Annotated in this window: 11 protein-coding genes; 1 reads left to right on the top strand and 10 read right to left on the bottom strand. The window is 67.4% G+C overall.

Annotated elements, in window-relative coordinates:
* Positions 1-32: 32 nt before the first annotated feature.
* The 6 genes from EPO41_RS15575 to EPO41_RS15550 are packed head-to-tail and all read right to left on the bottom strand — an operon-like array spanning position 33 to position 6,953.
* Positions 33-620 (bottom strand): amino acid synthesis family protein, encoded by a 588-nt coding sequence (locus tag EPO41_RS15575; protein ID WP_296326710.1) that lies wholly within the window; start codon positions 618-620, stop codon positions 33-35.
* The gene (locus tag EPO41_RS15570) at positions 617-1,462 is read right to left on the bottom strand and encodes a UPF0280 family protein (RefSeq protein WP_296326709.1); all 846 of its coding nucleotides are present in this window, start codon (positions 1,460-1,462) and stop codon (positions 617-619) included. Before EPO41_RS15570 ends, EPO41_RS15575 begins: the two co-directional genes overlap by 4 nt.
* The gene (locus EPO41_RS15565; RefSeq protein WP_296326707.1) at positions 1,459-2,889 is read right to left on the bottom strand and encodes a 6-hydroxynicotinate reductase; all 1,431 of its coding nucleotides are present in this window, start codon (positions 2,887-2,889) and stop codon (positions 1,459-1,461) included. Before EPO41_RS15565 ends, EPO41_RS15570 begins: the two co-directional genes overlap by 4 nt.
* Positions 2,886-5,594, bottom strand: coding sequence for a molybdopterin cofactor-binding domain-containing protein (locus EPO41_RS15560; protein ID WP_296326706.1), 2,709 nt, complete (start codon positions 5,592-5,594; stop codon positions 2,886-2,888). The genes EPO41_RS15565 and EPO41_RS15560 overlap by 4 nt, the downstream gene beginning before the upstream one ends.
* A complete protein-coding gene (locus EPO41_RS15555; protein ID WP_296326704.1) occupies positions 5,591-6,421 on the bottom strand; it encodes a xanthine dehydrogenase family protein subunit M in 831 nt (276 codons plus the stop codon). The genes EPO41_RS15560 and EPO41_RS15555 overlap by 4 nt, the downstream gene beginning before the upstream one ends.
* A gap of 58 nt (positions 6,422-6,479) precedes the next feature.
* On the bottom strand, positions 6,480-6,953 hold the full coding sequence (locus EPO41_RS15550; RefSeq protein ID WP_296326702.1) for a MarR family winged helix-turn-helix transcriptional regulator: 474 nt from the start codon (positions 6,951-6,953) through the stop codon (positions 6,480-6,482).
* Between the two features lie 307 nt (positions 6,954-7,260).
* Here EPO41_RS15550 and EPO41_RS15545 point away from each other — a divergent pair, with 307 nt between their 5' ends.
* On the top strand, positions 7,261-8,460 hold the full coding sequence (locus tag EPO41_RS15545) for a CoA transferase (protein WP_296326701.1): 1,200 nt from the start codon (positions 7,261-7,263) through the stop codon (positions 8,458-8,460).
* Here EPO41_RS15545 and EPO41_RS15540 read toward each other — a convergent pair.
* The 4 genes from EPO41_RS15540 to rpsA form a co-directional block, all read right to left on the bottom strand.
* Complete coding sequence (locus EPO41_RS15540; protein WP_296326699.1) at positions 8,447-9,454, bottom strand: ornithine cyclodeaminase family protein; 1,008 nt, start codon at positions 9,452-9,454, stop codon at positions 8,447-8,449. The genes EPO41_RS15545 and EPO41_RS15540 overlap by 14 nt on opposite strands.
* Positions 9,451-9,849 (bottom strand): lipopolysaccharide assembly protein LapA domain-containing protein, encoded by a 399-nt coding sequence (locus tag EPO41_RS15535; RefSeq protein WP_296326697.1) that lies wholly within the window; start codon positions 9,847-9,849, stop codon positions 9,451-9,453. The genes EPO41_RS15540 and EPO41_RS15535 overlap by 4 nt, the downstream gene beginning before the upstream one ends.
* Before the next feature lie 61 nt (positions 9,850-9,910).
* Positions 9,911-10,273 carry an integration host factor subunit beta gene (gene ihfB / locus EPO41_RS15530; RefSeq protein ID WP_296326883.1) on the bottom strand — a complete coding sequence of 121 codons (363 nt, stop codon included), beginning with the start codon at positions 10,271-10,273 and terminating at the stop codon, positions 9,911-9,913.
* Between the two features lie 130 nt (positions 10,274-10,403).
* Positions 10,404-12,134, bottom strand: coding sequence for a 30S ribosomal protein S1 (gene rpsA / locus EPO41_RS15525; RefSeq protein WP_296326696.1), 1,731 nt, complete (start codon positions 12,132-12,134; stop codon positions 10,404-10,406).
* Between the last annotated feature and the right edge of the window lie 106 nt (positions 12,135-12,240).

Below are 12,240 nucleotides of genomic sequence, written 5' to 3'. Positions count from 1 at the left end.
TGCCTGCATCCTTCGGTGACCGTCCTGGTTCCTCATCGTTGCCCGTCGCCCAGCTTGATCCCGTCCGGCGTCAACCCGCCCACTCTCGCATGGGGCCGCCCTCCGATCGAGGCGGCGACGATGAACACGATCTCGTCCGGGCGCGGCCCGTCGGGCACGCAGAACTCGATGGCGTCGAAATGGCTGCGCACATAGGCCGCCGTCACGTGATGCAGCGGAATGTCGATGCGCGCCCCGGCGGAAGCGACCTTCACGGTCGAGGGTACGATCGACTTGGCGCCGCCCATCGCGTGGCGGATGCCGAAGCCACTGGGCTGGTGCCACAGCGCGGCATGTTCCAGTTCGCCGTTCAGGCCGACGATGGCGCCCTTGCCATAGGCCTCCAGCTCGGAGCCTTTGACACCCAGGATCTTTATCACCCGTTCGGTCAGGTCAATTGCCAGTGGCTCCAGTGCCTTCATCATCGGCTGGATGTCGACCTCGTGCCGGCCGGCATACGGGTTGGCGATGACACCGCCGACCACCGCCTTGGTCACCGGTCGCGCCAGCGCCGGTCCGAAGTCGTGGAGCGTCTCCTCGACCGTCGCCACGTATTTGCGGATTTTCACCAAGTCGCTCATCCCGCCTCCGACAGAGCAAGCGGCGTGCCGCCTGCTTCGATTAGCCAGTGACCCCGCAACGACAGCGCCGCGCTGTCGATCAGACCGCAGAGCCTCAGCCGCCGCGCCTCCGCCGCGCCGCGATCGAGCGCCGCGTCGATGATCTCCTGTGGCAAATCACCGACCGCCACCGTCACCAATAGCTCGCCGAGATCGCTGTCCGGATCGAGCGAGTATGCGGGCCGGCGCTCGATGGCCGAATGGTCGGCGTTCACTTCGTTGGCGATCATCGTCGCTGCCGCGTCGGCCGCGGCGGCCGTCGAAGCGAGCACGGTCACAGAGTCGGCGATACCCAGCGAGAAGGATCGCCCGCCCCAGCCCGAGGTCGCGATCCCGCGCACCGGCCGCTCATGCGTCAGCAGCGCGGCGCCATCGAGTTCTTGCGCGAAAATGCCGGCGCGCAGCGACTGGCCCGGGGCGAGATGGATCGCGATGTCGCCGCCATCATTCACATAGGCCTTGTCGAGCGTGCGGCCGTGGACGAGCGCCTGCAGCATCTCGTCGGCGACGGCGCCGGCAACGGCGGCCATCGGCGTGATGAACGCAGCGCGGTGCGGCCACACCGCCTCGGCCATGCGGCGCGCCACCGGACCCTGCAGCAGCGGATAGGCCTCCGCCACCGGCCGGCGCAGCACGGCAAGCTCGCCAACGAGGGTCGGCAGGATGTCGCCGAAATGCTCGACGGCCTGCCGGCAGGCACACTCGACTTCGTCCGCCGCGCCGAACGCCTCGATGATGAGATCGATCGGACCGTGCTGCAGGTGCAGCCGTCCGTCGGCGAAGCGGGCGGCGACAACGCTCATTCGACCCGCACCTTGTGGCGGGCCAGCACGTCTTCCAGGGTAACCGCGCGCGAGGCGTAGCCGCCCAGCGCCGCGTAGTCGTCGGCGCGCAAGGTGAACTCGATGGGCGCCACCAACGCCGGAGTCGGCACATAGCCGAAGGATTTCTCCGGCATGCGCGCCACGTCGACCATCAGGGTGATGCCGCCGCCCGGCCAGATGAAGGCCGGTGCTCCTCCCAGCGTGACTTTCGTAAGCGTGTCGCGCACCGAGCGCGTGAGACGCACCGGGTTCTCGGTGACACCGGCTCGCAGCGAGCCGCCGGCGCCGGCCATGAACAGAACGGTGCAGAGAGCGGGCTCGCAATTCTCGGCGATGCGCTCAACCACATGACGCACCGGCGCCGGCATCTCGGCCGGCTGCGGCTTCAACTGATCGTCGAGCGTGAACCAGGCCGAATGCTCGCCGGTCGTCGAAACCATCAGCAGCTTGAGCCCCGGCCAGGCCTGCCTGGGATCGATCTTCTCGATGATCTCCAGCGGGTCGCTGACATTGGTGCCGCCCCAGCCCAGTCCCGGCTCGGCGACCTGGAAGTAGCGGCCCGGCGTCGAGCGGCGGCCGCGCACGCGGATGCCGGCGGGTTTCATGTCGAGGAAAACGCCGCCCTGATGCTCGCTCAGCACGCCGGTGATGTGGTCGTCGACTACGATCACCTCATCGACATGGTCCTTCCACTGCGGCGCGAACATGCCGATGGCGGCCGAGCCGCAGCCGACCCGCATGCGCTCTTCGAGTGCGCCGTTCACGACCGGCGGACGGTCGGCCTGCACCACCACCGTCGAGCCGCCGTCGATGCTTAGTTCGACGGCCTCGCGATTGCACAGCGCCAGCAGCGCGTCGCAGGTGACGACGCCCTCCTTCTTGCTGCCGCCGGTGAGATGATGCACGCCGCCCAGCGACAGCATCTGCGAGCCGTACTCGGCGGTGGTGACATGGCCCACCGCCTCGCCCTTCATCCGCACCGTCGCCTGCTCGGGCCCGAGATAGCGGTCAGTGTCGATCTTCACCTTGACGCCGCAGTAGCTGAAGATCCCCTCGGTCACGACCGTGACCATGTCGACGCCGTCATGCTTCGAGGAGACGATGAAGGGCGCCGGCTTGTAGTCGGGATAGGTCGTGGTGGCGCCGATGCCGGTGACGAAGGCGCCTTCTCCTTTGCCCAGCTCACCGCGCCAGGCTTCGCTGCCTTCAATGAAGGCGACGCGCGCGAGATCGGGCTTGGCCAGCAGGACCAGCGGATCGACCCGCACCAGCGCGCCATTCTCGTTGGCATAGCGGTCGCAGGCGCCGGCCCTGCCCGGACGGATGCGGCACAGGACGGGACAGGCGTCGCAGCGCACGATGCCGGCGCTGCGTTCGGCCTCCGAGAGCGAGATGTCTTCGCTCATTGTGATTTTCCCTTCAGAGCGACAATGCCCTCGTGCAGGCGGTGCGGCAGCAGGGGGACGCGATGGACGCGCACGCCGGTCGCATGATGGACCGCGCCCAGGATGGCCGGCGCCGTCGGCACGAGGGCCGGCTCGCCGATGCCCTTGGCGCCCGAGGGACCCAGCGGCTCGCGATCCTCGATAAGGAGGCACTCGATTTCGGGAATGTCACCCACGGTGGGGATGAGATAGTCGTGCAGGTTCTCGGTGCGGCCCGGCAGATACTCTTCCATCAGCGCGAGGCCGAGCCCCTGCGCCACGCCACCCTGGATCTGGCCCTCGACCAGGGTCGGATTGATCGCGCGCCCGACATCGTGCGCGGCCACGATGCGCAGGACCTTCACCGTGCCCAGTTCGGTATCCACTTCGACCTCGGCGAGCTGGGCCGCGAAAGCATAGGTCGCATAGGGCACGCCCTGTCCGTCGGCATCGAGCGGCGTCGTCGGCGGATCGAACGTCCCCTCGCCCATCAGCGGGCCGGCGGTGGCGAGGTCGATGGTGCGCACCTCGGCGCCATCTCGGACCGAGAGCGTCGCGCCGTCGAGCGACAGGACCGCATCGGGGCCGGCATTGGCCAGCCGCAGGATCTGCTGCCGCAGGTCCTGTCCTGCCTTCTCGGCCGCCTTGCCGGACACGAAGGTCTGGCGCGACGCCGAGGTCTTGCCGGCATCGGCCGTGAGATCGGTGTCGCCCGTCACCAGCGCGAACTGCGACGCCGGCAAGCCGACCGCGTCGGCGGCGATCTGCACCATGATGGTGTTGCTGCCCTGCCCGATGTCGAGCGCACCGCTATAGAGCGTGAGCGTGCCGCCGGGCGACAGGCCGACCCGCATGCGCGACGGATTCGACATCGAGGTATTGCCGATGCCGTACCACATGCAGCCGATGCCAATGCCGCGACGGCGCGAACCGCCCGTCGCGTTGAAGGCGGCAATCTCCTCGTGCGCCTTGCGCCAATGCGGCCGCAGCGCGTCGAGGCACTGTGCGAGACCGGCGGAATGGGTGAGCGTCTGGCCGGTCGCCGTCGTGTCGCCGGCGCGCAGCGCGTTGCGATGGCGGAACTCCAGCCGATCGATGCCCAGCCTGTCCGCGAGTTCGTCCAGCATCGCCTCGTGGGCGATGGCGGCCTGCGGCACGCCGAAGCCGCGGAAGGCGCCGGCCGGTGGACCGTTGGTGAAGAAAGCCTCGCCCCAGGTGCGCACGTTCGGAATGGCATAGGGGCCCATCGCATGCACCGGCACGCGGTTGGCGACGGTCGGCCCCCAGGACGCGTAGGCGCCGGTGTCGAAGAGAGCGGTCACGTCGCAGGCGAGGAGCTTGCCGTGGGCATCGCAGCCGAACCGCGCTCTCACCCTGGCGGGATGGCGCTTGGTGCTGGCGGCCATGCTTTCGGGCCGCGTGTAGACCAGGGCCACCGGTCGTCCCAGAGTCCACGCCGCGACCGCGATCAGCGGCTGCACCGAGAGATCGAGCTTGCCGCCGAAGCCGCCGCCGCAGGCGGTCGGCACGATGCGCACCGCCTCGGGCTTCAGCCGCATCAGGTTGGCGATCTCGTCGCGATCCATGTAGGGCGTCTGCGTCGTGGCGTGGATTTCGATGCGGTCACCGATCCGCCGCGCCCAGCCGGCCTCGGGTTCGATATAGGCGTGCTCGACGAACGCGGTCTCGAACGTGCCTTCGGCCACGGCCGCGCAACCCTCGAACGCGGCGGCCATATCGCCGCGCTTCACGCCACCCTTCAGCAGCAGGTTGCCCGGCCTGTCGGCCTGGACCAGCGGCGCGTCGTCGGCCATCGCGGCATCGACGCCGAACAGGGGCGTCTCGGGCATCCAGGCGATCGGCACCTCGTCGTCGCAGATCGCCATCACCTCGGCCCGCTCGCCGACAAGCGCCACGACCGCCTCGCCGCGATAACGGACCAGCCCGTCCGCAAGAACCGGCTGATCCTTGATGTCGGGATAGATGCCGTAGCCGTTGAACGGCACGTCCGCCGCGGTCAGGACGGCCGCGAGACGCCGGCGCAACGGTTCGAGATCGCCCAGTTCGAAGCGCGCCCGTGCATGGGGCGAGCGCACGACGCGGATCCAGAGTGCGTCCCCGGGGATGCCGTCGGCGCCGAACAGATCGCGGCCCGTGACCTTGGCCGGACCGTCGACGCGGACGATACGCGCACCGACGGCTTCGCCCGCCGGCGGTGCGGTCACCGGCGCCGAGGCGACGACATCCATCACCGCATCGACGATCTTGCCGTAGCCGGTGCAACGGCACAGCACGCCGCCCAACGAGTCCTCGACCTCGGTCCGGGTCGGCTTGCTGTTCCGCCGCACCAGCTCCTGGGCGGCCATCAGCATGCCGGGCGTGCAGATGCCGCACTGGGCCGCGCCATGATCGAGGAACGATTGCTGGAGTGCGGCGACAACCTCTCCGTCGGCGGAAAGACCCTCGACCGTTTCGACGCTGCGGCCTGAGACCTGGCCCATGGCGACGAGGCAGGAGCAGACCTGGCGCCCGTCGAGCAGGACCGTGCAGGCGCCGCAATCGCCGGCATCGCAGCCGATCTTCGTTCCAGTCAGGCCAAGATCGTCGCGCAAGGCCGCCGCCAGCCGCGTGACCGGCGGGCCGTCCCAGCTCGCCGCGTTTCCGTTGAGAGTGAATTCGAGCTTCATGCGGCCACCTTCGACAGGAGCCGCCGCAGCAGGACCAGAGCCACGTCGCTGCGATAACCCGCACTGCCACGCACATCGTCGATCGGCGACAGCGGCGCCAGGTGGGAAGCGGCGACCCGTTCGCCGAGGCGCGCGTCGAACCGAGCGCCCGTCAGCGCTTGCTCCAAATCCGGCAGCCGCTGCGCAACGGGAGAGCAGGCACCCACGGCGATACGCGCCGCCGCAACCTTTCCATTCTCGACTTCGACCACGACCGAAGCCATGGCGATCGAAATCACGAGGTAGCGCCGTGCGCCGAGCTTCAGGAACGCACTCCTCGCGTCGTTCAGGGGACGCAGCACATGGAGCGCCACGACGAGTTCACCCGGACGCAGTTCGGTCTTGCGCACCCCTGTGATGAAGGCGGAGAGCGGGATCCGGCGCGTGCCATGCCGACTGGCAAGCTCCACCTCGGAATCGAGCGCCAGCAGGGCCGGCACTCCATCGGCCGCCGGCGAGGCGTTGCAGATGTTTCCCGCGATCGTGCCGGCATTCTGGATCTGCCGGCCGCCAACCTCGCGCGCCGCCTGCTTCAGCCCGTCGAACAGAGGCGGCAGGAGCGCTTCGCCCAATTCGGCCCAGGTCGTGGTAGCTCCCAGCCGCCAGCCACTCTCCGTCTCGGAAATCCCGCGCAAAGTCGCGATTCCCGCAATGTCGAGAATATCCTCGGTGACGGAACGCCCCACACGTGCAGGATAGAAGTCGGTGCCGCCGGCGAGCACCGTGAAAGGCCGGGTCAGTGCCTGGAGCGCCTCTTCAAGGCCTCGGGGTCGGAGATAGTCGCCCATATCGTTCGTGTACGTACGATGACACAGGCCGCGTGCGAGTCAAACAAATGAGTCGGATTCAGATGATCCGTGACAGGAGATCGAGGAGCTGCTTCTGCTCCTGGGCATTGAGCGGCTTCAAGGTCTCGCGCGAGACGGCAGGCCCGTTCAGCAGCAGCTTGCCGACCAGTCTCTGCCCTTCAGTCGTCAGGCTGAGCAGCGTGCGGCGCGCATCACCGGGATCTGGACGCGAATCGACGAGGCCGCGTTCCTTCAGCCGGCGCACCACGCCCTGCATCGTGGCCTTGTCCATGCCGACGAGCCGGCCCAGCAGGTTCTGCGACAGTTCGGTATATTCGTCGAGCTTGGCCAGGCTCGAATACTGGGTCGGCGTAATGTTGGGATCGCCGATCCCGCCCTGGAAGATGGCACTCGCGCGCTGATGAGCGCGGCGCAACAGGTAGCCGATCTGGTCTTCGATGCGATAGGGCCTGGATGCCGCACTCGACGCAGTCTTCGACTCAAGCTGCTTCTTTGCAACGTTGCTTCGCATCGCCCCCCCGGCTTGCTGCTCCTTCGCTACACCGCCAAAGCGCGTCGCACAACGGCCACATAACACTCTTTGCCGAAGGTGAATGAGCGCAGCTCCTGACTCCCGGACTCGGAATCTGAAAGCGCGAACTTCTCGTGTCGTTGCAACCTCGCGCCCTCATGATCGAGGAGCCCATCGCAACCATCGGGCATTATCTCGCGGCTTCAAGGATTTCCGGCAGCGTTTTGCGACGCAATGGCAAGGACGATGACGAGCGGGCAAGGCGATGGCAGTGTGATCGGACACAGCCACGACACAGGACAAGGCAATGCCCGGCGCGCTCGAAGGCATCAGGATCGTCGACCTCACCAACATCATCCTCGGCCCCTACGGCACGATGATGCTGGCCGACCAGGGCGCCGACGTCATCAAGGTCGAGGCGCCGGAAGGCGACGCGGTGCGTCACATCGGCAAGCCCGGCAGGAACCCGGGCATGGGACCGACTTATCTGTATGTAAACCGCAACAAGCGCTCGCTCTGCCTCGATCTCAAGAACAAGGACGCGCGCGACGCCCTGCTCAAGGTCGTGGCCACGGCCGACGCCTTCGTCCACGCGTTGAGGCCGCAGGCCATCGAGGCGCTAGGGCTGGGCTACGAGGAGATCCGCAAGGTGAAGCCCGACATCGTCTATGTCGGCGCTTACGGCTATTCGGCCGACGGTCCTTACGGAAAACTGCCGGCGTACGACGATGCCATCCAGGCCCGCTTCGGCATCGCCGACCTGATGGGCCGCGCTGCCGGCGACGACGTCCCGCGCTATCCGCCGACCATCATCGCCGACAAGACGGTCGGCCTCACCTTCGCCTTCTCGACTCTTTCAGCGCTGATGCATAGACAGCGCACCGGCGAAGGCCAGTTCGTCGAAGTGCCGATGTTCGAGACCATGTCGGCCTGGCTGATGGTCGAGCATATGTGGGAACGGACTTTCAGCGACAAGGGCGAGGTCGGCTACACGCGCCTGCTCGCCCGCACGCGCAAGCCCTACCGCACGCTCGACGGCTGGATGGCGATCCTGCCCTACAACGACAAGCACTGGCGCAACTTCTTCGAGCTGGTCGGCCGCTCCGAGGTGCTGCAGGACCCGCGCTATTCGACCATCAACGCGCGCTCGATGCATATCGGCGACATGTACGCCATGGTCGAGGCGCTGGCGCCGTCGAAGACCACGGCCGAATGGGTGAAGCTGCTCGACCAGGCGCAGATTCCCAACGCCCCGGTCTCGAAGCCGGCCGACCTGTTCGAGGACCCGCACCTCGTCTGGCGCAAGCTTTTCAGGATGTATCCGCACCCGTCGGAGGGCGAGATCATGATGGTCGAGCCGCCGATGACCATGAGCAGGACGCCGCCGTCCATCCGGTCCCTGGCGCCACTGCAGGGACAGGATTCGCGCGCCGTCCTGGCCGAGGCCGGCGTCAGCGCCGACGACATCGAGGCCCTGAAGTCGTCGGGCGCGCTTATCGAGCCGTAGCTTCGACCGCCATTTCCACGGCCAGCTCGGCGGCAGCGAGATCCTCGAGCGCCGCGCCGACCGACTTGAACAGCGTGATCGAGGTGACGTCGCCAGCCGCACGGCCGGCCTGCTGGCCGCGCGTCAGTTCGAACAGGTCGGCGATCACGTGGGCATCCGTGATGGCGCCGCTGCCGATCGGCTGGACGATGTCGCCCCCCTCCTTCAGCGCCCCGGCACGGGTATCGACATAGAGGCGGGCCCGTTGCACGGCCCGATCGTCGCTTTCGCGCATCTGCAGCGTGTAGGCGCCCACCAGGTCGACATGCTGGCCCTCGCGCAGCCATTCGCCCTCGACCAGGGGGGTGTTCGAAAGCGTGGCGCAGGAGATGATATCGGCGTCGCGCACGGCAGCCGCGCGGTCGCCGACGGCACGGACGGTGATGGGTCGACCGATCGCTTCGGGTAGCGAAGCCGAGAGTCTTGCGGCAAGCGCCTCGGCCTGGGTGGCCGTGCGGCCCCAGATCGCCACCTCCTCGAGGGGCCGCACCTTGGCATGCACGCGGATCAGCTCGGGCGCCAGCGCGCCGGTGCCGATCATCAGCAGCCGCGCGGCGTCGGGGCGCGACAGGTAGCGCGAGGCGAGGCCCGAGGCGCAGGCGGTACGCCGCTTGGTCAGCATCGTGCCGTCGAGCAGCGCCAGAGTCGCGCCCGTGCTGCCGTCGAGCAGCAGGTATTGACCGTAGATCGAGGGCAGCGAGCGCTTGCCGTTGTCCGGGAACACCGTCACGACCTTGACGCCGACGCGGCCCGAGGAGCCCCCCGACTGGCCCGTCGTCCAGGCCGGCATCAGCAGCAGCATCGCATCGGCCGATCCGGGGCCCAGCGGCTCCCGGATCGGATGATGATGCCGGATGGGCATCTCGCAGCCCGCGCGGAACAGCGTATCGAGCCGGTCGATCAGCGCGAGGTCGTCCAGGGCGGCGTCGATCTCGGCCGCCGACAGGACCTTCATGAAAACGGACCCCGCCGGGCCTGCGAGCCGAGTTCGGGTGCCACCAGGGCGCTCTGCCGCTCAAGGGCACGCTGGTCGCGCGGCGCAGGACCGGCCGGCGCCGGCTGTTGCACCGCCTGCGCGGCCTTGAGGCGTGCGACTTCCCGATCCAGCCGCGCCGCCTCTCCGCCGGCCTCGCGAGCCCGGCGGCGATGATGCCGCCCGGCCCACCAGCCCATGCCGAGCCCCGCCAGGACGCCCAGCATCAACATGGCGATGACCAGGAGATAGACCGGCATCACGATGATATGCGGCAGCGGCCACAGCGCGAGCTGCACGAGCTGCGCATTGCTGACCGCGACCAGGACGCCGATCAGGATGAAGAGCAGGAAAAGGACACGGGAAAGGATTTTCATGCGGGGCGGAGCATGCCACACCACGCCCCCGCGACGCGAGGCGGACAATCGGTCCGGTGCGCTACTTCTTGCCGTCGTCAGCGGGTTCCGGCGGCAGCAGGCCGGCCGCGCGCGCGGCCTCCTTGTTCAGCCGGTCGCGCAGATCCTTGCCGGTCTTGAAATAGGGAACGCGCTTTGAGGCGACCGCCACCTGCTCGCCGGTACGCGGATTACGGCCCGTGCGTGGATCCCGCTGCTTCACGGAGAACGCGCCGAAGCCGCGCAATTCTACGCGATGGCCGGTTGCGAGAGCCTTGGAGATCTCGTCGAACACGGTGGCGACGATCCGCTCGACGTCCCTCTGGTAGAGGTGCGGATTCCGGGCCGCCAAGCGGGCAATCAGCTCGGACTTGGTCATCGCGTTTCCATGAACGGGGCGATTCAGCCCCTGAGCACAATGATTAAGTCTTTGATATTAAACCGGATAACGGGTTCGTCAAGCCTAACCCCTTGAAACCAAAAGAAAAGGCCGACCCTTGCGGGCCGGCCTTTTCGTAAACCTTGATGAAGACGGCTTACTTCTCGTCCTCGTCGGCCTCGGCCCTCTTCTTGAGGGCCGCGCCCAGGATGTCGCCCAGGCTGGCGCCGGAGTCGGACGAACCAAAGTCGGCCATCGCCTTCTTTTCCTCGTCGAGCTCGCGAGCCTTGACCGACAGCACGACCCGGCGCGAGGCCTTGTCGATGTTGGTGATCTTGGCATCGAGCTTGTCGCCGATCGCGTAACGGTCGGGACGCTGCTCGGAGCGGTCGCGGCTGAGCTCCGTCTTGCGGATGAAGCCCGGGATGCCGTCCTGCACCGTGACGTCGATACCGTTGTCCTGGATGCCGGCCACGATGACCGTGACCACGTCGCCCTTCTTGGCGACCGCCCCGACCTTCTCGAACGGATCGTTGGCCAGCTGCTTGATGCCGAGCGAGATGCGCTCCTTGTCCATGTCGACGTCGAGGACCTTGACCTTGACCTGGTCGCCCTTCTTGTAGTCGCGGATCGCCTCTTCGCCGGCCTTGTCCCAGCTCAGGTCGCTGAGATGGACCATGCCGTCGATGTCGCCGGGCAGGCCCACGAACAGGCCGAACTCGGTGATGTTGCGGACCTCGCCCTCGAGCTCCGTGCCCGCCGGATACTTGTCGGCGAAGCTCTCCCACGGGTTGGCCATGCACTGCTTGAGGCCGAGCGAGATGCGGCGCTTGGACATGTCGACGTCCAGCACCATCACTTCGACTTCCTGCGAGGTCGACACGATCTTGCCGGGGTGCACGTTCTTCTTGGTCCAGCTCATCTCGGAGACATGGACCAGACCCTCGACGCCCGGCTCCAGCTCGACGAACGCGCCGTAGTCGGTGATGTTGGTGACGCGGCCCTTGAGCTTGAGGCCGACCGGGTACTTGGCGCCCGCGCCGTCCCACGGATCGCTCATCAGCTGCTTCATGCCGAGCGAGATGCGCTGCGTCTCGGGATTGAAGCGGACGACCTGCACCTTGACCTGCTGGCCGATGGTGAGGGCTTCCGACGGATGGTTGATGCGCTTCCAGGCGATGTCGGTGACGTGCAGCAGGCCGTCGACGCCGCCCAGATCCACGAACGCGCCGTAGTCGGTGATATTCTTGACGACGCCGTCGAGCACCTGGCCCTCCGACAGCGCGCCCATCAGGCGCGTGCGGTCCTCGGCGCGGGTTTCTTCCATCACGGCGCGGCGCGACACGACGATGTTGCCGCGGCGGCGGTCCATCTTGAGGATGGCGAACTGCTGGGCCTGCCCCATCAGCGGGCCGACATCGCGCACCGGGCGCACGTCGACCTGGCTGCCCGGCAGGAAGGCCACGGCGCCCGACAGGTCGACCGTGAAGCCACCCTTCACGCGGCCGAAGATCGTGCCCATGACACGCTCCTGGTCGGTGAACGCCTTCTCGAGAACGGTCCAGGCCTCCTCGCGGCGAGCCTTGTCGCGCGACAGGACGGCCTCGCCCTCCTTGTTCTCCATGCGATCGACGAAGATGTCGACCACGTCGCCTTCCTTGACCTCGGGGGCGCCGGTGCCACCGTTGGCGAACTCACGCAGTGCGACTCGGCCCTCGGACTTGAGACCGACATCCACCACGACGAAATCGTTGGCTATGCGAATGACGCGGCCCTTGACGACCGTGCCTTCGAAGCTCGACGAACCGCCCAGCGATTCATCGAGTAGTGCTGCGAACTCGGCGCTTGCGGCGTCGTTCGGGGTACGCAGGGCGCTGCCCTTGGCCATTCAAACTCTCCTTCATCGATCCCGGGCGAAACGCTGCCGCCCGTCGGCCAACCGGTTAAGTCCGGCGGATCCACTGCCTTGAAACACCGACGCAGGGACGACTCGT

Source organism: Reyranella sp., from assembly GCF_004297265.1.
GTDB lineage: Bacteria > Pseudomonadota > Alphaproteobacteria > Reyranellales > Reyranellaceae > Reyranella.
This window is presented reverse-complemented; position numbering and strand designations above follow the sequence as displayed.